This is a genomic window from Pseudooceanicola onchidii (assembly GCF_004959925.1).
Classification (GTDB): Bacteria; Pseudomonadota; Alphaproteobacteria; order Rhodobacterales; family Rhodobacteraceae; genus Pseudooceanicola; species Pseudooceanicola onchidii.
Map to the genome: position 1 here is coordinate 619,189 of NZ_SPUW01000002.1, position 22,650 is coordinate 641,838.

Genomic DNA, 22,650 nt, shown 5'->3' on the forward strand with positions numbered 1-22,650 from the left:
GCGCGGACACCTACCCTACGGGGTGGCCATGAGCAGCGTCATCACTGTGTCGCCATAGGTCTTGTGTTCCAGCAGGGTGAACCCTTCGGGCGCGAGTTGCGGGCCGCGTTCTTCCCAGATCACCAGCGCCTCGGCCGTGATCCAGCCCTGGGATCGTGCACCCGTCAGCGCCTTGGCGCCCAGGTCCTTGCCATAGGGCGGGTCGAGGAACACCAGCGTGGCAGGGGCCTCGGCCACCGGCAGGCGCAGGGCCGTGGTCCGAAGTACGCGCACCCGGTCCTTCACCCCAAGCGTCGCGATGTTCTCGGCCAGAAGCTTTTGCGCCACCCGGCCGTCGTCGACAAAGGTCACATGATCCGCGCCGCGCGACAGCGCCTCGAGCCCGAGGGCCCCGGTTCCGGCAAACAGGTCCAGCACCCGGGCGCCGTCGATCGGATCCCCGAACCGGCCCCCTTCCAGCATCGAGAACAGGCTTTCGCGCACCCGGTCCGCCGTGGGTCGCAGGTGGGCGCCCGCATCCCCCTTGCCGACGGCGGCAAGGCGGCGGCCGCGAAAGGCGCCTCCGACGATCCGCATCAGCGCATCAGGGTCTTGAGGTCGATGGAGGCATCGGCGACCGCCGCCGCATCCGGGGATTTCCCCGCCGCCAGCAGACGCTTGGCCACCATGAAGGCGCGCGGGTCGTTCATCGCGTCCACGGCCAGCAGGCGATCGCCCGCGTAATACCAGTGCGACCGCGACCCTTCGCCCTCGCGGATCACCACGCGGTCGTAGCCGGTGTTCAGCCCCGCGATCTGCAGCTTCACATCGTACTGATCCGACCAGAACCACGGCTCGGGCACATACTCCCGGTCCCCGCCCAGCATGTTCAAGGCGACGCATTCCGCCATGTCGATGGCGTTCGGCACGCTTTCCAGCCGCAGGCGGGCGGACCCGTGCGGGAAACTCGCGCAATCGCCCGCAGCCCAGATCCCTTCGGCCGAGGTGCGGCCGTGAGTATCGGTGGCGATGCCGTTGTCGCAGGCGATCCCGGCGGTCTCGGCCAGCGCGGTGTCAGGCAGGATCCCGGCCCCGACGATGGCAAAATCGATGTCCAGCGTCGTGCCGTCGGACAGTTCGGCCTGCGCCACTTGGCCGTCGCCGATCAGCCGCGACAGGCCGACGCCTTCCCGGATGTCGACGCCGTGCGCGCTGTGCAGCGCGCGGAAAAAGTCCGAGGTCTCGGGCGCGGCGACCCGTTGCAGGATCCGGTCGGCCAGTTCGACCAGCGTGACCTCCAGCCCCTGTTTGGCCGCGACCGCAGCCGCTTCGAGCCCGATATAGCCGCCGCCGATGATCAGGACCCGACGTCCCGGGCGGACCTGCGGTTCCAGCGCGTCGATGTCTGCCAGCGTCCGCACGGTGAACAGCCCCGCCAGATCGCCGCCGATCGCGGCGGGCAGGCGGCGCGGGACCGACCCGGTGGTCAGCGCCAGCTGGTCGTAGGACAGAACCTCGTCTCCAAACGTCAGGGTCCGGGCTGCGGGGTCGATGCGGGTGACCGGGGTGCCGGTGCGCAGCACGATCCGGCGGTCGGTGTAGAAGCTGTCGGCGCGCAGAAACAGGCGGTCGCGCGGCATCTTGCCCAGCAGGTAGTCCTTGGACAGCGGCGGGCGCTGATAGGGCGGGGCGGTTTCATCCCCGATCAGCGTGATGTCGCCGTCAAAGCCGTCGTCGCGCAGTTTCGCGGCCAGAGAGGATCCGGCCTGCCCGGCCCCGACGATAACGATATGTGACATGTGCGCCTCTTCTTTTGCTCTGGCAGCGTCCTGTCCGGGCGCTATGGTGTCCCCGGAACAAATGGATAGCGAGAGGCTCCTCCAATGGCAATTTCCCAAGGCGACACACTTCCCGACGCGACGCTGGTCGAAAACACCGACAAGGGGCCCGCGCAGGTTTCGCTGACCGAACGGCTCAAGGGGCGCAAGGTCGTGATCTTCGCGCTGCCCGGCGCCTTTACCGGTACCTGCACCACGGCACATGTGCCCAGCTTTATCCGCACGGCGGACCAGTTCCGCGCCAAGGGTGTGGACGAGGTGATCTGCCTGTCCGTCAACGACCCCTTCGTCATGGGCGCGTGGGACCAGCAGACCGGCGCAGGCAAGGCGGGCATCACCATGATGGCGGACCCGTCGGCCGAGTTCACCAAGGCCGTGGGCATGGATTTCTCGGCCCCGCCGGTCGGTCTGATCGACCGCTCCAAGCGCTATGCGATGTGCGTCGAAGACGGCAAGGTCACCGTGATCCAGGCTGAAGAGAACCCCGGTGTCTGCGACACGTCCGGCGGTGAAGCTCTGCTGGAATCCATCTAAGAACGGACGAGGCCCGCAGCACTTCTGTCCTGCGGGCCTCAAGGTTGCGTCTTGCGACGCCCGTAAACCCTACAATCCCCCAGCCACGGTTGGCCTTCTGGCCGGTATGCAGCAGGTCCGGTTGATCCGGAGTTGTCGAACGGTAGTACCGTCGGGTTATGCATTATCTATGTGTGGTGCCGAAATCTACGTCAAGAGTCTGCGAATCATCTTTTAACCGGCGTGAAACCCCTTGTAGCCAAGACATTTGTGACTCGGTTTCGATGGCCTCGGCGAAATGGCTGCGCACCAGATCTACGGCGTCGGGCAGATCCATCCCGTCATGAAGCAGCACGTTGGCCGCCATCAGCCCCGACCGGCCGGCGCCGTGTCGACAGGTGAAGGCCACCGTCCCGCCGGTGTTGGGCAGATCTTGGCGCGAGGCCAGAAGATCGTGCCACCGGCCTATCGTGGGGTCGTCGGGGGTGTGGTAGTCCCGGATCGGCAGGAAGGCGAGATCGAGCCCGCGCGCCGCCGCCTGGCCGCGCAGTTGGTCAAAGCTGCCGTCGGGCAATTCGTGCTCTTCGGTCAGGACGACCAGAAGCGGGGCACCGTTTGCGACGATGGCATCGAGCGTCGCGCCCATCCGGTCGGGGTCGAGGAATGGCGTGCCATCTGCACCGGCGGCGAGGCCGGGGAAGCCCGCCATCATACAACGTCCCTGACCCGGGCATTCGATGACGGCGCGCAGGGACGTTTCGGGGGTCTGCGGAACGGACATGATGGGTAAAGCCTTAAAGATGAATGTGAATTGCATATTAACCTTTGACGCCGGGGAAGCGCAGGGCCATATATGCTTTGGCTCTCTTCAATTGAGAGTGATGTCCAAACGAACCGGAAAAGTAAACGCGGATGCATCTCAGAGCCGAAAGTTCAACGATCGCATCAGAACTGCGGACCCGGATCTGCATGATGCAGACGACCGGTGAGGTGATCACGCTTCACGAAGGCGCCATCGCAGCCGAATTCGGCGTGTCCCGCACGCCGATCCGGCAGATCCTGCAGAAGCTGGCACACGAACGGCTGGTGGAAACCCGGTCCGGCGTCGGCACGATTGTTGCGCCTTTGAATCCGGCGCATCGTGAACGTGACTTGATCGTGGTGAAGGAACTGCTGAGGGCTGCATCGATCTGCGTCGGGGATACCCCCGCGGACATGCGGATGCTGGACCGTCTGGCTTCGGCCAAGGTGGTGGCGGACAGGGCCCGGGAAGACGCGCAGGGTTATCTGAATATCCGGATCGAGATCCTTGAGATCACATCGGATTTCGCCCCGGATCCGATCATCGGCGACGCCATCCGTGCCGCGCAGTGGCGGCATATCCGCTGGCGCATGGCGGATCATGGCTGGGCCGAGGGGTGGGTCATCCCGATGCTGCGCGACCTGCTGCGCAATGGCGCCGAGCGGCTTGAAAAAGGCGGACCTGCCGCCTTTTACGGGTATCTGGCTGATGTCGAGGCCGGCGGTCAGACCAGCTGATCCAGCTTGCGGGCCAGCTTGACATCCAGTGTCGACAGGCCCCCCAGATCGTGGGTTGTCAACGTGACCTTCACGCGGTTGTAGCTGTTCGACCAATCGGGATGGTGATCCCACTTCTCGGCATAAAGCGCCGCGCGCGTCATGAAGGCGAAGGCGGCGGTGAAATCGTCGAAGCGGAAGGACTTGGTCAGCGCATCGGCGTCTTCGGCCATGGCCCAGCCAGTGGACAGCAGGGCGGGCAGCAGGGTTTCGCGGGCGGTGTCCGACAGTTTCTCGGTCATTCCTGATCCTCCATCTTATCGCGGCGGAACGGCCCGTAAGAGGTCAGGATCTCCATCTCCTCCTCGACCGCGTCGGCCTCGGCGTCAAGGTATTGCCGGATGGCTCGGGTGAAACCCTGATCGGCGAACCAATGCAGGGAATGGGTCGCGGTCGGCAGGTATCCGCGGGCCAGCTTGTGTTCGCCCTGCGCGCCGGCCTCGACCCGGGCCAGGCCCCGGGCAATAGCGGCGTCGATGGCCTGATAATAGCACAGTTCGAAATGCAGGCAGGGATGATGTTCGGTGCAGCCCCAGTAGCGTCCGTAAAGCGTGTCGCGGCCAATGAAGTTCAGCGCACCCGCGATCGGGAGGCCATCGCGCAGCGCCAGCACCATCAACACGTCGTCGCGCATGGTCTGGTGCACGCGATCAAAGAAGTCGCGGGTCAGGTAGGGCGTGCCCCACTTGCGACTGCCGGTGTCCTGGTAGAAGCGCCAGAAGGCATCCCAATGGTCCGGGCGCAGATCGTCACCGGTCAGCGACACGATCTCGCCTCCGAAATCCTGCGCCTGCCGCCGTTCCTTGCGAATGGTCTTGCGCTTGCGCGAGCTGAGGTCGGCGAGGAAGCCATCGAAGTCGGCGTAGCCGTTGTTGAGCCAGTGGAACTGCTGGCTGGCGCGGGACATCAGGCCCATGGCGTCGCCCGCGACGGCTTCGTCTTCGGTGCAAAAGGTCACGTGAAGCCCCGACACGCCGTTGTCCGAGGCAATCCGGACCGCGCTTTCCACAAGGGCGGCCATGCCATCGGCCTCGTGGCCCGGGCGGGTCAGGAACCGGCGACCCGTGGCGGGCGTGAAGGGCACGGCCATCTGAAGCTTGGGATAGTACCGCCCGCCCGCGCTTTCATAGGCATGGGCCCAGTTGTGGTCGAAGATGTATTCGCCCTGGCTGTGCGATTTCACGTAAAGCGGCGCGGCGGCGATCATCACCTCGCCCTTGTGGGCGGTCAGGTAATGCGGCTGCCAGCCGGTGCCGCGCCCGACAGATCCGCTGTCTTCCAGGGCCTTCAGGAACCGATAGGTCGTGAAGGGATCGGTCGGCGCGCCACCCTCGGTGACCTCGGGGCAGGCGCAGGCATCCCAGTCGGCCTGGGCGACAGTGCTCAGGTCGCGATGCGCGCGTACTTCGAAAAGGGTCTCGGGATCACCGTCCATGGGGCAAGTGTGACGCGCCGCGCGCGGCGATCAAGCCGGGATCGGTGAAAGATAGTTTTCAAAGGTCACATTATCGGCAATTCGGCGCGCCTCGGCCTCGGCCTTTGGCGACCGGATGGTCCAGCACAGCACCGGCAGCCCCCGCGCCTTCAGCTCTGCCACGCGCGGATTGGCCAGGTCTTCGCGGTCGTGGCTGATGAACTGCGCGCGCGACGCGGCGATGTCGGGGATCCCGGCCAGCCGTTCACGACGCGCCTTTGGGACCAGCGGCCAGTCGGCGGCGTTGAAATCGCAGGTCGTCAGGCCGACGGGGACGTCGGGCGCCAGGCCGCCGAAGACCCGGGTCGAATTCGGGTTGAAGGACATCACCGCGACATCGCCCCGGTATCCCTTGAGCGCGGTGGCTGCGGCCTGTTCCAACCGCCCGACCGCCGGCCCAAGCGCTCCGTCCTGATCCTTGATCTCGACCAGCAGGGGCACCTTGCCGTCGACCTCGCTCAGCACCTGCGCGAAGGTCGGGATCATATGGGTGCCGCCTAGCAGCGGGATCTTCACCAGGTCTGCGGCGGCACGCATCTGGATCGGGCCCTTTTCGCCGGTCAGACGTTCAAGGTCATAGTCGTGAAAGACCATGGCCTCGCCGTCCTGCGACAGTTGCAGGTCGATCTCGATGCCATAGCCGGCATCGACGGCGGCGCGGATGGCCTCGATCGAGTTTTCGGGGCGGCCTGCCGCCTTGTCATGCAGCGCGCGGTGCGCGATCGGCAGGCTGAGGAAGGCGGCAGGCAATGTCATGTCAGGCGATCTCGAAGATGCCTTCGATCTCGACCGCGACGCCGAAGGGCAGGGCGCCTGCAGAGACGGCAGAACGCGAATGGCGGCCTGCGTCGCCCAGCACATCGACCAGCATGTCGGAACAGCCGTTGATGACCTTGGGCTGATCGCCGAAGTCCTTGGTCGAGTTCACGAAGCCGGTCAGTTTCACGACGCGCTTGAGCTTCGACAGATCGCCGCCGCAGGCCGCCTTGACCTGGGCCAGGAGCGACAGGCCGCAGAGCTTGGCCATTTCAGCGCCTTCCTCGACCGTCATGGTGTCGCCCAGAACGCCCTTGATGAAGCCGTTTTCATCCATGCAGACCTGACCCGACACGAAGACCAGGTTGCCGCTGATCACGTAGGGCACATAGTTGGCCGCCGGGGCGGGGCTGTCGGGAAGGGTCAGGCCCAGTTCGGCCAGGCGGGATTCGATCGCGTTGCTCATGGAAGCTCCTTTCAATTTGCCGCGACGCTAAACCCCGCCGCGGCAAAGCGAAAGAGCGGATCAGGTTTCCCGGAAGGCCTTGGCGAAGTAATCCGTGAAGGGCTTCATGAAATAGGCCATCGGGGTGCGGTCATGGGTCTTGATATAGGCTTCGACCGGCATGCCGGGGATCAGGTTGGACCCTTCGGGCAGCAGTTCGCGCTGACCGTCATCCAGGATGATTTCGGCGCGGTAGTACGAGATGCCGGAGTTCTGGTCGGTGAAGGCATCGGCCGAGATCTGCGTGACGTGGCCCTTCAGTTCCGGCGTGGTGCGCTGGTCAAAGGCGGAAAAGCGCAGGTTCACCGACTGGTTCACCGTCAACTGTTCGATGTGGATCGGTTCAATCCGCGCGGCGATGATCAGGGGCCGGTCCTGCGGCACGACATAAAGCACCGGGTCGGCGGGGCGCAGCACCGAGCGTTCGGCGAAGACCTGAAGCCCGTAGACCACGCCCGAAACAGGTGCGCGGATTTCAAGCCGGGCCATCTGTTCCAGCAATGCGTTGCGCTGTTCACGCATCTCAAGCTCGCGGTACTGGATGTCGCGCAAGCGGGTGATCGCGTCTTCGCGGCGCTGCGTCCGCAGGTTCAGGATCTGGATGTCGATTTCCGTGATCCGCCCCTCGGCCTCGGCCAGCTGGGCGGTCAGTTCCCCGCGCGACCCCATCAACTGGGCTGCTTCGCGCGACAGCGACGACACGCGCGAGGCCTGGGTCAGGCCGCGTTCCAGCAGCGATCGCTGGTCGGTCAGTTCGGCTTCGATCAGCTTGATCTGTTCGTCCTGCGCGTTGCGTTGCGCCGTGATGCCTTCGATCTGGCTTACGATCTGGCCCTTGCGCTTGCGCAGCTGCTCGATCTCGTTGGCGATGGATTCGCGCCGCGCTTCGGCGAGCCGGGTCTGCCCCTCCATCAGTTCGGCGGCGTCGGGGTTGGTCTGGGCGATATCGACCAGCAGTTTGTCAAAGGTGACGTCGTCGCGGTTGTCACGCTCTGCCTCAAGACGGCCACGGCGGGCGATGAGTTCGAACAGTTCGCCTTCGGTGATCGCCAGTTGCGACCGCAGCTGGGTGTCATCGAGGCGGATCAGCAGTTGCCCGACCTCGACCCGGTCACCTTCGCGCACGTCGATCTCGGCGACCACGCCGCCGTCAAGGTGCTGCACGACCTGGCGGTTTCGGTCGACCTCGAGCTGGCCAGGCGCGATGACGGCGCCCGAGATCTCGGTGAAGATCGACCAGGTGCCGAAGCCGCCGACAAGGGCCAGCAGGGCGATGAACCCAAGGGTCAGAGGGCCGCGGGCAGACCAGGTCTTGTCGGTGTTGGTGTCAGGTGCGCTCATCTCAGGCCTCCCTGGCCGCCGACGCGGACCTGGTCATGGTTCTTCAGCACCTGCTGCAGCACTTCGTCGCGCGGGCCATAGGCCACGCGGCTGCCGCCGTCGAGCATCAGGATCATGTCGCATTCCTGGATGGCGGCGGGGCGGTGCGCCATGATCAGCGCGGATTTCCCGGCCTCTTTCATGATGCGGATCGCCTTGTTCAGCGCCTGGCTGCCTTCGTTGTCGAGATTGGAGTTCGGTTCGTCCAGCACCAGGATCATCGGATCGTGATACATGGCGCGGGCCAGGCCGATCCGCTGGATCTGACCGCCCGACAGCCGCCCACCCGAGGCATCGATGCGGGTATCGTAGCCGTCGGGCATCTTGAGGATCATGTCATGCGCGTCGGCCTTCTTCGCGGCTTCGACAATCGCGGTCGCGTCGGGGTTCGGTTCAAGCCGGGCGATGTTTTCGGCGATCGTGCCTTCGAACAGCTGCACGCGCTGCGGCAGGTAGCCGATGTAGCGGCCCAGCACCGTCGGATCATAGTTGTCGAGCGCCGCGCCATCCAGGCGCACCTTGCCGCCGGCCGGGCGCCAGACGCCGGTGATCGCGCGGGCCAGCGTGGACTTGCCGGCGCCCGAGGGTCCGATGACGCCGACGGCCTGGCCGGGTTCGACCTTGAACGACAGCATCCGGATCGACGCCACGCTTTCGCCCGGGGGCACCACGGTCAGCTGGACGGCATCAAGACGTGCCTGCGGGGTCGGCAGGGCGGTGCGGTCTGCCTCGGCCGGGGTTTCGCCCAGCAGGACGGCCAGCGAATGCCAGCCGCGCATGGCGCGCTGCACCACGGCCCACTGGCCGACGATCATTTCGATCGGCGACAGGGCGCGGCCCATCAGGATCGAGCCGGCGATCATCCCGCCCGGGGTCAGTTCGCCGCGCAGCACCAGGAAGGCGCCAAGGCCCAGCATGGCGGATTGCAGGAACAGGCGGAAGGTCTTGGTCGTGGTGGAAAACCCGCTGGTCAGGTCCGAGGCGGCGATCTGCCGTTTCAGGGTCTGGCCGCGCAGGTTGTTCCAGCGCGAGAACGCGGCCTTGCGCATCCCCATGGCGTTGACCATTTCGCTTTCGGTCCGGATCTGGTCGGCCAGCTTCTCCGAACTGATCATCGACTGCATCGCGGCAGCCTGGGGATCCTTGGTGATGATCTGATTGAAGATGGTGACAGCGATCAGGACCGCGCCGCCGCACAGGGCCAGGATGCCCAGCCAGGGGTGGAAGATCGCGATGCTGGCCAGGAACAGCGGGGTCCACGGAATGTCGTAAAGCGCGATCAGCGCGGGCGAGGACATGAACCGCTGCACGGCTTCCAGATCGCGGACGCCGGTCTGCCCGACCTCGTCCTGCTTGACGGCACTGCGACGGATCACCGCATCGAAGACCCGCTGGTCCAATTTCGCCTGAAACCGGGCGCCGGCGCGGCTGATGACCCGGGCGCGAACCGCATCGACCAGGCCCATGATGATGAACAGAAAGACGACGATGACCGACAGGCCGATCAGCGTTTCCACCGATTTCGATCCCAGCACGCGGTCGTAGACCTGCAGCATGTACAATGGACCGGTCAGCATCAGCAGGTTGGAAAACATACTGAAAATGCCGACGGCCCAGAAAAGGGATCGGTTTGAGCGACGGGCGGCGCGAAGTTCGCGATAGCCGTTCTGAACTTTGGGACTAATCATGGGAGGAAGCTGCCAAGGCTTAAAATCATTGGGGATTTCCCACCTTCTACTGCGTCGTTTCCAAACTGTACATCATTGTTGCGCCATTCCTTGGCGAGATTAAACACAACAGTGTTTACAACTCTGGAATCGTCAGGCGCTGAATGGTAAGCCGGGACGAATTTCGGAGGTAGGTTATTGTTTGGGTCGCGTCGTTTTGCAGTCGGATGTCTTCGCCTGGCGGCTCTGGTTGGTCTCGTGGCCCTGTCGGCCTGTGCCCCTGCCGACCCCGCCGTCGGCATCAACGACCCCTGGGAAGCCTCGAACCGGAACACGCACCGTCTGAACAAGGCCATCGACCGCGCGCTGCTGCGGCCTGCTGGGCGCGGCTATGTCAAGGTGCTGCCGCAACCGGTGGTCACGGGCGTGCGGAACGTGTCGAACAATTTTGCCACCCCGGCGATGGTCGTGAACAACACGCTGCAGGGCAATATCGAAGGCGCCGTCGCCTCGACCGCGCGGTTCGCGCTGAATTCCACGATCGGGCTGGTCGGCCTGATCGACGTGGCCACGGCCATGGGCATCCCCGAACACGACACCGATTTTGGCGAAACCCTGCATGTCTGGGGCGTGCGCGAAGGCGGCTATGTCGAACTGCCGCTGCTGGGGCCATCGACTCAGCGGGATGCGGCGGGCCGCGTCGTCGATCTGTTCACCAACCCGCTTGGCCATGTCCTGCCCAAGCCCGAGAAGTATATCGGCACGGCGGCCGGGATCGCCAAGCGCATCGGCGACCGGGGCCGCTATTCGCAAACCGTGGACAGCGTCCTATATGACAGTGCGGACAGTTACACCCAGGGTCGCGTGACCTACCTGCAGAACCGCCGGTATGAATTGAACGGCGATGCGGCGGTCGCGGACCCCTACGATGACCCCTATGCTGCGACAGGTGACCCGTATGACGACCCGTACCTTCAATAACCTGACCCGCCGTGGCCTGCTGACCTCGGCCGCAGCGATGGCGATCGTGGCGCCGCTACCGGCGCTGGCGCTGACGGATGCCTCGGCGCGGCGTTTGGTCGACGGGATCGTGGGCGACATCAACCGCATCATCGCCTCGGGCGGATCGCTGGCGTCGATGATCTCGAGCTTCGAGAAGATCTTCGTGAAATATGCCGACGTGTCGATCATCGCGCAGTCGGTGCTGGGCCCGGATGCCCGCAGCGCGTCCCCCGCGCAGATGCGCGCCTACATCGCCGCCTTCCAGGGCTATGTCGCGCGCAAGTACGGCAAGCGGTTCCAGGAATTCGTCGGTGGCCGGATCGAGGTTCAAAGCACCCGGCAGGTCAAGACCTGGCACGAGGTCATCACCACCGCCTACCTCAAGGGCCAGAGCCCCTTCGAGGTGCGGTTCCTCGTGTCCGACCGGTCGGGGCGCGAGCTGTTCTTCGACATGGTGATCGAAGGGATTTCGCTGCGCACGTCCGAGCGGGCCGAGATCGGTGCGATGCTGGACCGCAACCGTGGCAGCATCGACGGCCTTATCGCAGATCTCAAGAAAGCGGGCTAAGCCGCGCTGTCGGACGGGGCACTGTCGCCCCGTCGCTTTCGTCGTCAGTTCCGAATGCCGAATATGTTGCGGATCAGCCGTTCCAGCGGATCCTGACCGCGCTGCTGCGTGCCCTGCGGCGCGCGGTTGCTGTCGGCCACGTTCGGCGCGACGGCAGGGGCCTCGGGGTGGGCCATGGGCAGCGGGTTGGCGGGCAGGCCTTCGTGGACGCGCACCATGACCTCGTGCCAGATTTCGGCCGGCAGGCCCGATCCGGTCACGCCGGTCAGCGGCGTGTTGTCGTCATATCCCATCCAGACGCCCGCGACGTAATCGGCGCTGAAGCCGATGAACCAGGCATCCCGCGCGGCCGAGGTCGTGCCGGTCTTGCCCGCGACCTGCCGATCGGTCAGGTTCGCGCGCCCGCCGGTGCCCTGGGTGGTGACGTTGTGCATCATCCAGATCAGCTCGCGCGCGGCGTCTTCCCGGATCACCCGTTCACCGATCCCGCCCGAGGCATCCATCAGCGGTTCGGACTGACCCTGCAGGCGCAGCTCGACCAGACCGTAGGGGGTGACCGACGATCCGCCGTTGAGGATGCCCGCGTAGGCCCCGGTCATCTCGACCAGCGTGGATTCCGACGCGCCAAGCGCCAGGGCGGGGCCCTGCGCCAGATCCGACTGGATGCCGAAGTCGCCCGCGACCTTGCGCACCAGGTCAAGCCCGACCGAATCCGCCACCTTGACGGCGGGAATGTTGAGAGAGCTTTCCAGCGCCCGCGCCAGCGTCACGGTGCCATGAAAGCGGCGGTCATAGTTTTCCGGGGACCAGGGGCCGGACCCGGGAATGTTGATCGTCAGCGGAGCGTCTTCGACCGTGTCGTACCAGTGATAGCCCAGCTCAAGCGCGGTGGCGTAGACGAAGGGCTTGAAGGCCGAACCGGTCTGCCGCAGCGCCTGTGTCGCGCGGTTGAAGGCGCCTGACACCTTGGTCTTGCGGCCGCCGACCATGCCCCGGACGGCGCCGTCCGCGCTCATCACGATGACGGCGGCCTGCGCCTTGGAGCCTTCCTTGACCTTGGTCTCGAAGATCTCTTTCAGCCCGTCTTCCGCGGCCTTCTGGATGCGCTGATCCAGTGTCGTGCGGATCACCACGTCCTCGGTTGTCTTGCGGGTCAGGAACTCGGGCCCCGACGACATGACCCAATCGGCGAAATAGCCGCCGGCGCGGGCCTCGGCGGCCTCGGACAGTTCGGCGGGGTTGGCGCGGGCCGCGTCGGCGGCATTGGCGGTCAGGTAGCCCTGATCCTCCATCAGGCCGATGATGACGGCGGCGCGGTTCTGCGACCTGGCCAGATCGGCCGTCGGGGCATAGCGCGTCGGCGCGACCAGAAGTCCGGCAAGCATGGCGGCTTCGGCCGGATTGACCTCGGCCGCGGATTTCCCGAAGTACCGCTGGCTGGCGGCCTCGAACCCGCGCGCGCCGGCGCCCAGGAAGGCGCGGTTCATGTAGATGGTGAGGATCTCGTCCTTGGTATAGGCGGCCTCGAGCCCCATGGCATAGATCGCCTCGCGCACTTTCCGCCACAGCGTGGTCTCGCGGCAGTCGGCTTCATAGGCGGCTTCGCTGTCCCAGATTTCGGGATCATAGGGATCGCCAAGGCACAGAAGTTTCGCGGTCTGCTGCGTGATCGTCGACCCGCCGTGACCCGACAGCGGCCCGCGCCCTTCGCGCAGGTTGATGCGGATGGCCGAGGCGATGCCGCGCGGGGACAGGCCAAAGTGGTTGTAGAACCGCTTGTCCTCGGTCGCGACAATGGCGTTCTTCAGGTGCGGCGACACGGTTTCCGTGGTCACGACCCCGCCGAACTGGTCCCCGCGCCAGGCAAAGACCTGTCCTTCGTTGTCCAGCATGGTGACGGACCCGCGCGCGCGCCCGTCCAACTGGCTGTCCAGCGGTGGCATGGTCGCGGCGGAGTAGGCCACCGCAAGCCCGATGAGCGCGACGACGACGAGGCCCAGCCGCCAGGTGAGCCCCCAGACCAGTCGGAACGCCCAGGAGATCAGCGACAGGATCCAGCCGACCGGGCCGCGCGGGGTGCGCCGCGCCGGGGCGCGACGGCGCCCGCGTTTCCCGCCCGGGGTCTTGCCCTGGCCCTTGGTCGTGCGCTTGGCCTTCTGGCTGCCATATCGGCGATCAGCCACCAGCGTCGGTTTGCGTCGTCCTGAATCACTCATTGGGTGCTGCCCGGTTCTTTTGCCTGGCCCCGATATACGTGGTTGCGGCCCGGATGTTGAGGAGTTTGGGCGCAAAACGACGTTACAACTCTGCCTAAAAAATATGCACAAAGGATGATGTGGTCAAAAATTGTGCAAATGCGAAGGGAATAATCACCTGTTCCGGGTGCCCACGCTTCCGGTGAAGGTGACGTCGAGTCTTAGGTTTTCCTGCCAAAGGCGGGGTTCGCGCCCCGAGATACGGAAGGGAAAACTCAGTGAAACTCATCATTGCGACAATCAAGCCGTTCAAGCTCGAGGAGGTCCGCGAGGCGCTGACCGAAATCGGCGTGCGCGGCATGATGGTGACGGAAATCAAGGGCTTCGGCTCTCAGTCCGGTCATACCGAAATCTATCGCGGCGCGGAATACGCTGTGAACTTCGTGCCGAAGATCAAGCTCGAGATCGCTGTGTCGGCAGAAATGGCCGACCAGGTCGTCGAGACGATCACGAACACTGCCAAGACCGGGAAAATCGGCGACGGCAAGATCTTCGTGCTGGATATCCAGCAGGCGGTTCGCGTGCGGACCGGGGAAACCAACGCGGACGCGCTGTAAGCGACGGACTGGGAAAGGAAGTAACAATGAAAACTCTTACGAAACTGGGCCTTGCCGCCGCGCTGATCGCAGCGCCGAGCCTTGGCCTGGCGCAGGACGGTCCCGTTGCGGGAACCAACCCGTCCACCGACAGCGTGTTCATCCTGAACTCGCTCCTGTTCCTGATCGGCGGTTTCCTCGTCTTCTTCATGGCCTGCGGCTTTGCCATGCTCGAGGCGGGCCTCGTGCGGTCCAAGAACGTTGCCATGCAGCTGACCAAGAACGTCGCGCTGTTCGGCCTGGCGTCGATCTTCTACTACCTGATCGGCTACAACCTGATGTACCCGCTCGGCACCTGGTCGATCGAAGGTGTGCTGTCCGGCGTCTGGGGCCCGGGCGTTCTGGAAGCCGTCGGCGTGACCGCCGATGCGGCTGACGATTACGGCTATGCCTCGACCGGTTCGGACTTCTTCTTCCAGCTGATGTTCTGTGCCGCCACCGCGTCCATCGTGTCCGGTACGCTCGCCGAGCGCATCAAGCTGTGGCCGTTCCTGATCTTCACCATCATCCTGACCTCGATCATCTATCCGCTGACCGCATCGTGGAAGTGGGGCGGTGGTTTCCTGGACGGCGCTGGCTTTCTGGACTTCGCAGGGTCGACCGTCGTGCACTCCGTGGGTGGCTGGGCCGCTCTGACCGGTGCGCTCATCCTCGGCCCGCGGATCGGCAAGTACAAAGATGGCAAGACCATCCCGATGCCCGGTTCCAACCTGTCCCTCGCCACCCTGGGTACGTTCATCCTGTGGCTCGGCTGGTTCGGTTTCAATGGCGGCTCGCAGCTGGCCATGGGGTCGGTCGGTGACGTGGCCGACGTGTCGCGCATCTTCTCGAACACCAACGCGGCGGCTGCCGGTGGTGCGGTTGCAGCCCTGATCATGACGCAGCTTCTCTACAAGAAGCCCGACCTGACCATGATCCTGAACGGTGCACTGGCGGGCCTGGTGTCCATCACCGCCGAACCGCTGACCCCGACCCTGGGCGTGGCCACCCTGATCGGCATCATCGGCGGTATCATCGTCGTGCTGACCGTGCCGATGCTGGACAAGCTGAAGATCGACGACGTCGTCGGTGCCATCCCGGTCCACCTGATCTGCGGCATCTGGGGCACCATCGCGGTTGTCTTCACCAACGGTGACGCGTCGCTTGGCACCCAGCTTTACGGGATCATCGTGGTCGGTATCGCCACCGTCGTGATGTCCGCGGTCGTCTGGTTCATCCTGAAAGCCGTCATGGGCATCCGGGTGTCGGAAGAAGACGAGATCAACGGTCTCGACACCGCGGAACTGGGCATGGAAGCCTACCCCGAGTTCGCCAAAGGCTGATACTCCTCCTCCCGTCAGCCTTGACGGTCCGGCCCGGGCGTTCGCGCCCGGGCCTTTTCTTTGCGCGGCCCTTTCAATGCATCCCTGCCTATGTTCAGGGCCGTGCGGTTTGCCAGTGGTGCCCGGGTCGGTGGCCCACTAGTCTTCCGCCAACACGCGTTAGGGAGGCGACGGCGATGGATCTGGCACTGAAGGGAAAGACCGCCCTGGTCACCGGCGGCACGAAGGGGATTGGCCTGGCCTGCGCCCGGGCGCTGATCGCCGAAGGGGTCCGGGTCGTGATCGCGGGGCGGTCGCAGGATTCGGTCGATGCCGCGCTGGCGGGGCTGGACGGCGCGCAGGGACTGCACGCGGATCTGCGGTCGGCCGAGGATGCGGCGCGGATGGTCGAAGATTGCCGGGCCCTGATCGGCGAGATCGACATCCTGATCAGCAGCGCCGGGGCGGCGCAGCGCACCGTGCCGGAAAAGCTGACGCCGGAGCACTGGCGCGCCGCGATGGACGCCAAGTTCTTTTCCTACATCAACGTGATCGACCCCGTGGTCAAAACCATGGCCGCGCGCGGCGCCGGTCGGATCGTCAATATCATCGGGGCGGGGGGCAAGCTGGCCTCACCGATCCACCTGCCGGGCGGGTCGGCCAATGCGGCGCTGATGCTGGCGACTGCCGGTCTGGCGCAGGCCTACGCAGGCGAGGGGATCCGGGTCATCGGGCTGAACCCCGGTGCCACGCGCACCACGCGGCTGACCGAAGGTCTGAAGGCGCAGGCCGAATTCGCGGGCACGACGTACGAGGAAGCCGAACGCGCGGCGGCCTCGCGCATCCCGCTTGGCCGGATGGCCGAGCCTGAGGAGGTCGCCGACATGGCGGTCTTCCTCGCGTCGGATCGGGCCAGCTATGTCACGGGCGTGACGATCAACATGGACGGGGCCGTCACCGCGACCGTGGTCTGATCGCAGCCCTGCGGATCAGCCCTTGTCGGTGACGTTTTCCTTGAAGGCCGTGTCGAAGGCGGCCTTCTGGTCGGGCGTCGCCTCGGACTGGTTCTGCGCTTTCCAGTCGTCGTAGGGCATCCCATAGAAGGCCTCGCGGCCTTCCTCCTTGGTCATCTCGATGCCGCGGTCGTTCGCGGCTTCCTGCATCCAGCGGGACAGGCAGTTGCGGCAAAAGCCGGCCAGGTTCATCAGGTCGATGTTCTGGACGTCGGGGCGGTCTTCCATCAGGTGCTTGCGCAGGGTGCGGAAGGCGGCGGCTTCGATTTCGGTCTGGGTCTGGCGGTCCATCGTGATCCCCTCGGGTCGTTTGGTGGCAGGCTGACAGGCGGAGGGGGGCAGGTCAATCGACCCGGGTTGTCACCTTGGCGTCACTTGTTATGGCAATCCTGCAGTTACAACGGTAGCGTCGGACAAAAGGGCCGCGCGGTTCAGAAGGCAGGGACGGGCATGAGACGACAACGCAACACAAAGATCGTGGCGACCCTCGGGCCGTCTTCCTCGGATTACGAGATGATCCGCAAGCTGCACGAGGCCGGCGCGGACGTGTTCCGCCTGAACATGAGCCACGGCAGCCACGAAGAGATCCGCGAACGCCACCGCATCATCCGCGAGGTCGAGCGCGACACCGAAAGCGCCATCGGCATCCTTGCGGACCTGCAGGGCCCGAAGCTGCGGGTCGGCGTCTTTGCCAACGGGTCAGAAGAGCTTGAGGAAGGCGCAAGCTTCCGTCTGGACCTTGACGAGGCCGAGGGCGACGCGACCCGCGTGACCCTGCCGCACCCCGAGATCTTCGAGGTTCTCGAGGTCGGGGCGAACCTGCTGGTGAACGACGGCAAGATCCGCCTGCGCGTGACCGCCTGTGGCACCGATCATGCCGATTGCGAGGTCATCGCGGGGGGCACGATTTCCAACCGCAAAGGCGTGAACGTGCCAGACGTCGTGCTGCCGCTGGCGGCGCTGTCGGAAAAGGACCGAGCCGATCTGGAATTCGTCTGCCAGCTGGGTGTCGACTGGCTGGCACTGAGTTTCGTGCAACGCCCGGCGGACGTGGAAGAGGCGCGGCGGCTGGCCGATGGCCGCGCCGCGATCCTGTCGAAGATCGAGAAACCCGCCGCCGTGAAGGCCTTCGAGGACATCCTTGCGGTGTCGGACGGGATCATGGTGGCGCGCGGCGATCTTGGGGTGGAGCTGCCGGTGCAGAACGTGCCGCCGATCCAGAAGCAGCTGGTGCGCCTGTGCCGTATGGCGGCGAAGCCCGTGATCGTGGCGACGCAGATGCTGGAATCTATGATCGAGAGCCCGATGCCGACCCGGGCCGAGGTCTCGGACGTCGCCGCCGCGATCTACGAGGGCACCGATGCGGTCATGCTGTCGGCGGAATCCGCAGCCGGCCAGTACCCGGTCGAGGCGGTCAGCACCATGGATGCCGTCGCCCGCGAGGTCGAGACCGACCCGAACTATCGCGAGGTGATCGAGGCTTCGCGCCGGGTCGAACGCAGCACGGTCGCCGACGGCATCGTGGCCGCCGCACGCGAAATCGCCGAGACGACGGACATCAAGGCGATCTGCTGCTTCACCGACAGCGGCAAGACCGCGCTGCTGACCTCGCGCGAACGGCCCCGGGTGCCGATCCTTGGCCTGACGCCGCAGCGGGGCACGGCGCGCAAGCTGACGCTGAGCTGGGGGGTGAACTGCTATATCAGCCCCGAGCTTGAGCGGTTCAAGCAGGCGGTGGTCAACGCCGCCCGCGCCGCGCGCAGTCATGGGTTCGCCTCCGAGGCCGACCAGATCCTCGTCATGGCGGGCGTGCCCTTCAACGTGCCGGGATCGACCAACATCCTGCGCGTCGCCCCCTGCGAGGAACGGCTGATCTTCGCCTCCGACCCGGAATAGCGGATGGACAGCGACCTCATCATGGTGGCGGGTCTGGGTCTGCTGATCCTGTCGATCCCATCTGCGGTCGCGGCCTTCGCGGATGGACGCCGCCCCTATGTGGCGCTGTCGGTGGTGCTGGCCGGGGCCGGGGTTCTGGGCTGGGGCTGGGTGCACCACCCCGAGGAGATGACGGTGGCAGAACTGCCGCATGTCATCTTCCGGGTGCTGGCGCGGGTCATACCCTGAAAGCGCCCACCCGATCCGCTGCCCTGTCAGGGTGCGGATTTCCTCTTGCCTTGTTGGGTCATGGGTCCTATACGGCCCGCTCATCCGCGCGGCCGGTTCAAGTGGCATACCGAGTCGCGTTTCACCGTTCGAAAGATCAAGGAGACGGAAATGCCCAAGATGAAGACGAAATCGAGCTGCAAGAAGCGGTTCAAGATTTCTGCAACCGGCAAGGTGATCACCGGCCAGGCGGGCAAGCGCCACGGCATGATCAAACGCCACAAGAAATTCATTCGTGACGCCCGCGGCACCACCGTGATGTCCGAACCCGACGCACGCATCATCAAGTCGATGATGCCGTACGATCGCTGATAGGGGAGGATAGAACATGTCTCGCGTCAAAGGCGGTACCGTCACCCACGCACGTCACAAGAAGGTTCTGAAGGCAGCGAAAGGCTACTACGGCCGCCGCTCCACCACCTTCAAGGTCGCGACCCAGGCGGTCGACAAGGCCAACCAGTACGCCACCCGTGACCGCAAGAACCGCAAGCGGAACTTCCGCGCGCTGTGGATCCAGCGGATCAACGCGGCTGTCCGGTCGCACGACGAAGCGCTGACCTATTCGCGCTTCATCAACGGCCTGTCGCTTGCCGGGATCGAAGTGGACCGCAAGGTTCTGGCCGATCTGGCCGTGCACGAGCCCGATGCCTTCGGTGCCATCGTCGACAAGGCGAAAGCTGCACTGGCCTGAGCTTAGGCCAGCCGAAAGATCAGAAGGCCGTCCCACGGGGCGGCCTTTTTCTTTGCGCGGTCGGGTCAGGCAGGGTCCGAGATCACGACGCCTTCCATCCCGATGGCGATATGGCGGCCCTCGGCGATATCGGGGGCAAAGGCTTCGGCCAGGGTCGGCAGGATGCGGTCCTCGTTCCAGCCGCGCCCCCAGACATCGGGCATCACCGGGCCAAGCGCATGGTGGACCAGATAGGCGAAGACGCTGCGCAGATCGCGGCGCGCGCGGCGCAGGGCCGTCGACTCCCGCGCATCGGCGCCGTGGGTCTCGCTGCCGACTTCCCACAGGACGCGCAGGATGGCGTTGCAGGTGACATCCGGGTCGTCACTTTGCTGCATCATGTCGATCAGCCCGTCGCGGAAGCCGTAGATGTCGAGCGTCAGAAGGACCGACGGATCGGCCTCCATCGCGGACAGGTAGCAGGCGGCATAGCCTGCGGCATCAAGTGTCGTGTGGGTGTCGGACCAGATCTTGTCGGCATAGCCCGCCAGCGCGTGATCGCTGCCGTACCAGCGCGGCAGCAGGTGCAGACCGTGCACGGCATGAGGGGTCAGGGCGGTCGGGTCGGCGGTGCTCCAGCGCAGGGCGGCTTCGGTCAGGGCCTCTTCCGTGCTGCCCTCGGCGGCGCGCAGGCGATAGTCAAGCTCGGCATGGAAGGCTGACCCGGCGCTGCGGTCGGAAATCCCGTCAAGAATCTGACGCGCCATGGAAATATGACGGCGCGTGGCGGCCAAGGCGTCGTCCGGGGTCAGTTCGGCATGGGTCTCTCCGCGCCGGGCCCAGCTGGTTTCAAGATGGATCTGCGCCGCGAAGAGATGGATCGCGGGCGGCGTGTCGGGCCGCGACAGGGCGCGGTCGAGCGGGGCAAAAAGCGTATCCGGCAGATCCTCGTCGGTGACCCCCTGTCCGCGATCGATGATCTGGCAGGCCCGGGCGCCGACCAGATGGCGAAACAGGGCCTGGCCCAGGGCCGGGGCCATGCGTTCGCCTGACGGTAGGGCCGTGTGCCGCTGATCGAGCCGCGACAGGCGCTGTCCCAGCCCGGCCCAGTTCTGCGCCTGCCAGTCGCGATAGGCGGGCCGGATATGCTGGGCCAGGGCGCGGCGGTCGGGGTGGCCGGCAATAACGGTCAGGCTGATCTGGCTGCGCAGGCTCTCCAGCGTCATCGGGTGTGGGTCGTCGGGGCGCGCGGGCGGTCGCCGCAGGCCACGCGTCAGCCACGACAGCAGCCGCTTCGGATCAACGGTCTTGCGGGCCCCCGGCAGCGGGGCATGTGCGGTATCTCGCATCGGCAGCGTTCCTGATGTGATCGACGGATTCGACCCCAGAATGCCGGCCAATTTGCGGCGCATCGGGGGCGGGATGGCCCCAAGTCTTTACAGACCCGGGCGGGCCATCCGCCTGATGTCAGCCGCCCAGAACCGGCGCGCATCCGATATGCGCGTTCGGCTGGCCGATGTGATGGGGGTTGAGGATCAGCACCCATTGCACCGGATACCCTGGCGCCTGCGTGCGCGAATAGGAACAGCCGTTCGGTGTGGTGATCCACTGCTGTCCGGTCTGGATCGTGCCCGGCGGTGGCGGCGGGGCCTTGACCGTTCCGATTGCCTTGGCCTGGGTGCCGCCGAACGCGGCGGAGGCGACGAGAAGTCCGATCTTGAGAAGCTGCATGGGCCATCCTTTCGAAGTCACTGCCCGCTGTCTGACGGTCCCGCGCGCCGTCGCCCGGGCGGGAATGTGGCTGATGGGTGGCGATTGGTTAGGGTTTGAGAAAGCTTTGAACGGGGTTTGAGGCAGCCTGCCGCCTTGCCTCTCAGCCCCGGCTTGGGTAGCAGGATCGTCGACAAGTACCGGAGGGACCCGGATGGACGATCTGAAAGCCAAATACCTTGCCGCGATCGGCGACGCCAAAGACGAGGCGACGCTGGAAGAGCTTCGTGTGCAGGCCGTGGGCAAGAAGGGCGAGATCAGCCTGAAGATGCGCGAGCTGGGCCGCATGACGCCCGAGGAACGGCAGGTGGCCGGACCCGCGCTGAACGCGCTGAAGGATGAAATCAACTCGGCCCTTTCGGCCAAGAAGGTGGCGCTGGTCGATGCCGCGCTGGATGAACGGCTGAAGACCGAATGGCTGGACGTGACGCTGCCTGCGCGCGACGCGCGGGTCGGCACGATCCATCCGGTCAGCCAGGTCTGGGAAGAATGCACGGCGATCTTCGCCGACATGGGCTTTTCGGTCTCCGAAGGGCCGCAGATCGAGGATGACTGGTACAACTTCGACGCGCTGAACATCCCCTCGCACCACCCCGCGCGGGCCGAGATGGATACCTTCTACATGCACCGGGCCGAGGGCGACAATCGCCCGCCGCACGTGCTGCGCACCCATACCTCGCCGGTGCAGATCCGGGCGATGCAGGCGCAGGGCGCGCCGATCCGCACGATCTCTCCGGGGCGGGTGTACCGGGCGGATTACGACCAGACCCACACGCCGATGTTCCACCAGGTTGAAGGCCTGGCGATCGACCGCGATATCTCGATGGCGAACCTCAAGTGGGTGCTGGAAGAGTTCTTCACGGCCTACTTCGGCACGCCGGTAAAGACCCGCTTCCGCGCGTCGCATTTCCCGTTTACGGAGCCGTCGGCCGAGATCGACATCCAGTGTTCCTGGGAAGGCGGCACGGTGAAGGTCGGCGAAGGCGACGACTGGCTCGAGGTGCTTGGCTCGGGCATGGTCCACCCCAAGGTGCTGGAAGCGGCGGGCGTCGACCCGGCGGAATGGCAGGGCTTTGCCTTCGGCATGGGGATCGACCGGATCGCGATGCTGAAATACGGCATCCCCGATCTGCGCGCCTTCTTCGATTCAGACCTGCGCTGGCTGCGGCACTACGGGTTCAGCGCCCTGCAGGTGCCGACGATCCGGGGTGGGGTCTAAGTCGATGCGGCTGACCGGTCCGATCCGCGCCGAACAACGGCCGGGCGCTGGCCGTGCCACGGGCACGACCGGTCGGGCGCATAACGGACGCACTGTCCCATGGGGGTCAAAATGACCAACTCCCGCCTCTTTCGCCACGAGAACCGCGAGCGCAGCCATGACACGCGCCGGGTCTATGCGCTGTTCGAACTGGCCCACACCTGCGTCGATTTCGGCGCGGCCCTGTGCTTCATCATCGGGTCGGTCATGTTCTTCTATGACGATCTGATGACCGCCGCGACCTGGCTCTTCCTGATCGGATCGGTGCTGTTCGCCGTGAAGCCGACGCTGCGCCTGATCCGCGAGATTAAACTGATATCCATGGGCGACGCCGAAGACGTCGCCTCCCGCCTGGAGACCTGAC

The 22,650-nt window shown here is 65.4% G+C and carries 26 protein-coding genes; 13 read left to right on the forward strand and 13 right to left on the reverse strand.

Annotated features, from left to right (window positions below; translation table 11 throughout):
- Positions 1–15: 15 nt before the first annotated feature.
- Together rsmD and E4S58_RS10895 are read right to left on the reverse strand one after the other, a co-directional pair.
- On the reverse strand, positions 16–576 hold the full coding sequence (rsmD, locus tag E4S58_RS10890) for a 16S rRNA (guanine(966)-N(2))-methyltransferase RsmD (RefSeq protein WP_136636426.1): 561 nt from the start codon (positions 574–576) through the stop codon (positions 16–18).
- Positions 576–1,778: an NAD(P)/FAD-dependent oxidoreductase gene (locus E4S58_RS10895; RefSeq protein WP_136636427.1), complete on the reverse strand. Its 1,203-nt coding sequence runs from the start codon at positions 1,776–1,778 to the stop codon at positions 576–578. Before E4S58_RS10895 ends, rsmD begins: the two co-directional genes overlap by 1 nt.
- An 84-nt stretch (positions 1,779–1,862) precedes the next feature.
- Here E4S58_RS10895 and E4S58_RS10900 point away from each other — a divergent pair, with 84 nt between their 5' ends.
- On the forward strand, positions 1,863–2,351 hold the full coding sequence (locus tag E4S58_RS10900; RefSeq protein WP_136636428.1) for a peroxiredoxin: 489 nt from the start codon (positions 1,863–1,865) through the stop codon (positions 2,349–2,351).
- 163 nt (positions 2,352–2,514) lie between these two features.
- Here the strand turns inward: E4S58_RS10900 and E4S58_RS10905 are convergent, their stop codons facing one another.
- Entirely contained in the window at positions 2,515–3,147 is a 633-nt protein-coding gene (locus tag E4S58_RS10905) for a protein-tyrosine phosphatase family protein (RefSeq protein ID WP_136636429.1), read from the reverse strand.
- 95 nt (positions 3,148–3,242) lie between these two features.
- On the opposite strand from E4S58_RS10905, the gene E4S58_RS10910 reads away from it, so the two are divergent.
- Positions 3,243–3,869: a GntR family transcriptional regulator gene (locus E4S58_RS10910; RefSeq protein WP_136636430.1), complete on the forward strand. Its 627-nt coding sequence runs from the start codon at positions 3,243–3,245 to the stop codon at positions 3,867–3,869.
- On the opposite strand, the gene E4S58_RS10915 is transcribed toward E4S58_RS10910, so the two are convergent.
- The 6 genes from E4S58_RS10915 to E4S58_RS10940 are packed head-to-tail and all read right to left on the reverse strand — an operon-like array spanning position 3,857 to position 9,711.
- Positions 3,857–4,150, reverse strand: coding sequence for a 4a-hydroxytetrahydrobiopterin dehydratase (locus E4S58_RS10915; protein ID WP_136636431.1), 294 nt, complete (start codon positions 4,148–4,150; stop codon positions 3,857–3,859). The two genes, E4S58_RS10910 and E4S58_RS10915, sit on opposite strands and share 13 nt — an antisense overlap.
- Positions 4,147–5,343 carry a GNAT family N-acetyltransferase gene (locus E4S58_RS10920; protein WP_136636432.1) on the reverse strand — a complete coding sequence of 399 codons (1,197 nt, stop codon included), beginning with the start codon at positions 5,341–5,343 and terminating at the stop codon, positions 4,147–4,149. The genes E4S58_RS10915 and E4S58_RS10920 overlap by 4 nt, the downstream gene beginning before the upstream one ends.
- Positions 5,344–5,373: 30 nt before the next feature.
- Positions 5,374–6,138, reverse strand: a complete 765-nt coding sequence (locus E4S58_RS10925) for a glycerophosphodiester phosphodiesterase family protein (RefSeq protein WP_136636433.1) — start codon at positions 6,136–6,138, stop codon at positions 5,374–5,376.
- A gap of 1 nt (position 6,139) precedes the next feature.
- Positions 6,140–6,604, reverse strand: a complete 465-nt coding sequence (locus E4S58_RS10930) for a RidA family protein (RefSeq protein ID WP_136636434.1) — start codon at positions 6,602–6,604, stop codon at positions 6,140–6,142.
- Between the two features lie 60 nt (positions 6,605–6,664).
- Positions 6,665–7,984, reverse strand: coding sequence for an HlyD family type I secretion periplasmic adaptor subunit (locus E4S58_RS10935; RefSeq protein ID WP_136636435.1), 1,320 nt, complete (start codon positions 7,982–7,984; stop codon positions 6,665–6,667).
- Entirely contained in the window at positions 7,981–9,711 is a 1,731-nt protein-coding gene (locus E4S58_RS10940) for a type I secretion system permease/ATPase (RefSeq protein WP_136636436.1), read from the reverse strand. The genes E4S58_RS10935 and E4S58_RS10940 overlap by 4 nt, the downstream gene beginning before the upstream one ends.
- Before the next feature lie 237 nt (positions 9,712–9,948).
- Here E4S58_RS10940 and E4S58_RS10945 point away from each other — a divergent pair, with 237 nt between their 5' ends.
- Complete coding sequence (locus tag E4S58_RS10945; RefSeq protein ID WP_240789533.1) at positions 9,949–10,671, forward strand: MlaA family lipoprotein; 723 nt, start codon at positions 9,949–9,951, stop codon at positions 10,669–10,671.
- Positions 10,649–11,260 (forward strand): MlaC/ttg2D family ABC transporter substrate-binding protein, encoded by a 612-nt coding sequence (locus E4S58_RS10950; protein ID WP_136636438.1) that lies wholly within the window; start codon positions 10,649–10,651, stop codon positions 11,258–11,260. The genes E4S58_RS10945 and E4S58_RS10950 overlap by 23 nt, the downstream gene beginning before the upstream one ends.
- Before the next feature lie 44 nt (positions 11,261–11,304).
- Here E4S58_RS10950 and E4S58_RS10955 read toward each other — a convergent pair whose 3' ends face one another.
- Positions 11,305–13,476: a transglycosylase domain-containing protein gene (locus E4S58_RS10955; protein ID WP_136636439.1), complete on the reverse strand. Its 2,172-nt coding sequence runs from the start codon at positions 13,474–13,476 to the stop codon at positions 11,305–11,307.
- Positions 13,477–13,733: 257 nt separating this feature from the next.
- On the opposite strand from E4S58_RS10955, the gene E4S58_RS10960 reads away from it, so the two are divergent.
- The 3 genes from E4S58_RS10960 to E4S58_RS10970 all read left to right on the forward strand — a co-directional run bounded on the left by E4S58_RS10960 (position 13,734) and on the right by E4S58_RS10970 (position 16,386).
- Positions 13,734–14,072 (forward strand): P-II family nitrogen regulator, encoded by a 339-nt coding sequence (locus E4S58_RS10960; protein WP_043744466.1) that lies wholly within the window; start codon positions 13,734–13,736, stop codon positions 14,070–14,072.
- Between the two features lie 26 nt (positions 14,073–14,098).
- Positions 14,099–15,433 (forward strand): ammonium transporter, encoded by a 1,335-nt coding sequence (locus tag E4S58_RS10965; RefSeq protein ID WP_136636440.1) that lies wholly within the window; start codon positions 14,099–14,101, stop codon positions 15,431–15,433.
- Positions 15,434–15,609: 176 nt separating this feature from the next.
- On the forward strand, positions 15,610–16,386 hold the full coding sequence (locus E4S58_RS10970) for an SDR family oxidoreductase (protein WP_136636441.1): 777 nt from the start codon (positions 15,610–15,612) through the stop codon (positions 16,384–16,386).
- A 15-nt stretch (positions 16,387–16,401) separates the two neighbouring features.
- Here E4S58_RS10970 and E4S58_RS10975 read toward each other — a convergent pair whose 3' ends face one another.
- Positions 16,402–16,716, reverse strand: a complete 315-nt coding sequence (locus E4S58_RS10975; RefSeq protein ID WP_136636442.1) for a DUF1244 domain-containing protein — start codon at positions 16,714–16,716, stop codon at positions 16,402–16,404.
- Positions 16,717–16,875: 159 nt separating this feature from the next.
- Between E4S58_RS10975 and pyk the strand changes: the two genes are divergently transcribed.
- The 4 genes from pyk to rplT all read left to right on the forward strand — a co-directional run bounded on the left by pyk (position 16,876) and on the right by rplT (position 19,279).
- On the forward strand, positions 16,876–18,321 hold the full coding sequence (gene pyk, locus E4S58_RS10980) for a pyruvate kinase (protein ID WP_136636443.1): 1,446 nt from the start codon (positions 16,876–16,878) through the stop codon (positions 18,319–18,321).
- Positions 18,322–18,324: 3 nt separating this feature from the next.
- Entirely contained in the window at positions 18,325–18,549 is a 225-nt protein-coding gene (locus E4S58_RS10985; RefSeq protein ID WP_136636444.1) for a hypothetical protein, read from the forward strand.
- Positions 18,550–18,699: 150 nt separating this feature from the next.
- On the forward strand, positions 18,700–18,900 hold the full coding sequence (gene rpmI, locus E4S58_RS10990; RefSeq protein ID WP_136636445.1) for a 50S ribosomal protein L35: 201 nt from the start codon (positions 18,700–18,702) through the stop codon (positions 18,898–18,900).
- 16 nt (positions 18,901–18,916) lie between these two features.
- Complete coding sequence (gene rplT / locus E4S58_RS10995; protein WP_136636446.1) at positions 18,917–19,279, forward strand: 50S ribosomal protein L20; 363 nt, start codon at positions 18,917–18,919, stop codon at positions 19,277–19,279.
- Positions 19,280–19,344: 65 nt separating this feature from the next.
- On the opposite strand, the gene E4S58_RS11000 is transcribed toward rplT, so the two are convergent.
- Together E4S58_RS11000 and E4S58_RS11005 are read right to left on the reverse strand one after the other, a co-directional pair.
- Positions 19,345–20,607 (reverse strand): hypothetical protein, encoded by a 1,263-nt coding sequence (locus E4S58_RS11000; RefSeq protein WP_136636447.1) that lies wholly within the window; start codon positions 20,605–20,607, stop codon positions 19,345–19,347.
- Between the two features lie 118 nt (positions 20,608–20,725).
- Positions 20,726–20,989 carry a hypothetical protein gene (locus tag E4S58_RS11005; RefSeq protein WP_136636448.1) on the reverse strand — a complete coding sequence of 88 codons (264 nt, stop codon included), beginning with the start codon at positions 20,987–20,989 and terminating at the stop codon, positions 20,726–20,728.
- Between the two features lie 193 nt (positions 20,990–21,182).
- Here E4S58_RS11005 and pheS point away from each other — a divergent pair, with 193 nt between their 5' ends.
- Positions 21,183–22,247, forward strand: a complete 1,065-nt coding sequence (pheS, locus tag E4S58_RS11010; RefSeq protein ID WP_136636449.1) for a phenylalanine--tRNA ligase subunit alpha — start codon at positions 21,183–21,185, stop codon at positions 22,245–22,247.
- A gap of 111 nt (positions 22,248–22,358) precedes the next feature.
- Positions 22,359–22,649 carry a YrhK family protein gene (locus E4S58_RS11015; protein WP_136636450.1) on the forward strand — a complete coding sequence of 97 codons (291 nt, stop codon included), beginning with the start codon at positions 22,359–22,361 and terminating at the stop codon, positions 22,647–22,649.
- Position 22,650: the final 1 nt, after the last annotated feature.

What these genes read in the sequence shown, in the direction of transcription:
- E4S58_RS10955 (WP_136636439.1), bottom strand. Translation starts at nt 13,476, where the DNA reads ATGAGTGATTCAGGACGACGCAAACCGACGCTGGTGGCTGATCGCCGA.
- E4S58_RS10930 (WP_136636434.1), bottom strand. Translation starts at nt 6,604, where the DNA reads ATGAGCAACGCGATCGAATCCCGCCTGGCCGAACTGGGCCTGACCCTT.
- rpmI (WP_136636445.1), top strand. Translation starts at nt 18,700, where the DNA reads ATGCCCAAGATGAAGACGAAATCGAGCTGCAAGAAGCGGTTCAAGATT.
- E4S58_RS10975 (WP_136636442.1), bottom strand. Translation starts at nt 16,716, where the DNA reads ATGGACCGCCAGACCCAGACCGAAATCGAAGCCGCCGCCTTCCGCACC.
- rsmD (WP_136636426.1), bottom strand. Translation starts at nt 576, where the DNA reads ATGCGGATCGTCGGAGGCGCCTTTCGCGGCCGCCGCCTTGCCGCCGTC.
- E4S58_RS10920 (WP_136636432.1), bottom strand. Translation starts at nt 5,343, where the DNA reads ATGGACGGTGATCCCGAGACCCTTTTCGAAGTACGCGCGCATCGCGAC.
- E4S58_RS11005 (WP_136636448.1), bottom strand. Translation starts at nt 20,989, where the DNA reads ATGCAGCTTCTCAAGATCGGACTTCTCGTCGCCTCCGCCGCGTTCGGC.
- rplT (WP_136636446.1), top strand. Translation starts at nt 18,917, where the DNA reads ATGTCTCGCGTCAAAGGCGGTACCGTCACCCACGCACGTCACAAGAAG.
- E4S58_RS10985 (WP_136636444.1), top strand. Translation starts at nt 18,325, where the DNA reads ATGGACAGCGACCTCATCATGGTGGCGGGTCTGGGTCTGCTGATCCTG.
- E4S58_RS11000 (WP_136636447.1), bottom strand. Translation starts at nt 20,607, where the DNA reads ATGCGAGATACCGCACATGCCCCGCTGCCGGGGGCCCGCAAGACCGTT.
- E4S58_RS10895 (WP_136636427.1), bottom strand. Translation starts at nt 1,778, where the DNA reads ATGTCACATATCGTTATCGTCGGGGCCGGGCAGGCCGGATCCTCTCTG.
- pyk (WP_136636443.1), top strand. Translation starts at nt 16,876, where the DNA reads ATGAGACGACAACGCAACACAAAGATCGTGGCGACCCTCGGGCCGTCT.
- E4S58_RS10950 (WP_136636438.1), top strand. Translation starts at nt 10,649, where the DNA reads ATGACGACCCGTACCTTCAATAACCTGACCCGCCGTGGCCTGCTGACC.
- E4S58_RS10910 (WP_136636430.1), top strand. Translation starts at nt 3,243, where the DNA reads ATGCATCTCAGAGCCGAAAGTTCAACGATCGCATCAGAACTGCGGACC.
- E4S58_RS10935 (WP_136636435.1), bottom strand. Translation starts at nt 7,984, where the DNA reads ATGAGCGCACCTGACACCAACACCGACAAGACCTGGTCTGCCCGCGGC.
- E4S58_RS10965 (WP_136636440.1), top strand. Translation starts at nt 14,099, where the DNA reads ATGAAAACTCTTACGAAACTGGGCCTTGCCGCCGCGCTGATCGCAGCG.
- E4S58_RS11015 (WP_136636450.1), top strand. Translation starts at nt 22,359, where the DNA reads ATGACCAACTCCCGCCTCTTTCGCCACGAGAACCGCGAGCGCAGCCAT.
- E4S58_RS10900 (WP_136636428.1), top strand. Translation starts at nt 1,863, where the DNA reads ATGGCAATTTCCCAAGGCGACACACTTCCCGACGCGACGCTGGTCGAA.
- pheS (WP_136636449.1), top strand. Translation starts at nt 21,183, where the DNA reads ATGGACGATCTGAAAGCCAAATACCTTGCCGCGATCGGCGACGCCAAA.
- E4S58_RS10940 (WP_136636436.1), bottom strand. Translation starts at nt 9,711, where the DNA reads ATGATTAGTCCCAAAGTTCAGAACGGCTATCGCGAACTTCGCGCCGCC.
- E4S58_RS10915 (WP_136636431.1), bottom strand. Translation starts at nt 4,150, where the DNA reads ATGACCGAGAAACTGTCGGACACCGCCCGCGAAACCCTGCTGCCCGCC.
- E4S58_RS10905 (WP_136636429.1), bottom strand. Translation starts at nt 3,147, where the DNA reads ATGCAATTCACATTCATCTTTAAGGCTTTACCCATCATGTCCGTTCCG.
- E4S58_RS10970 (WP_136636441.1), top strand. Translation starts at nt 15,610, where the DNA reads ATGGATCTGGCACTGAAGGGAAAGACCGCCCTGGTCACCGGCGGCACG.
- E4S58_RS10925 (WP_136636433.1), bottom strand. Translation starts at nt 6,138, where the DNA reads ATGACATTGCCTGCCGCCTTCCTCAGCCTGCCGATCGCGCACCGCGCG.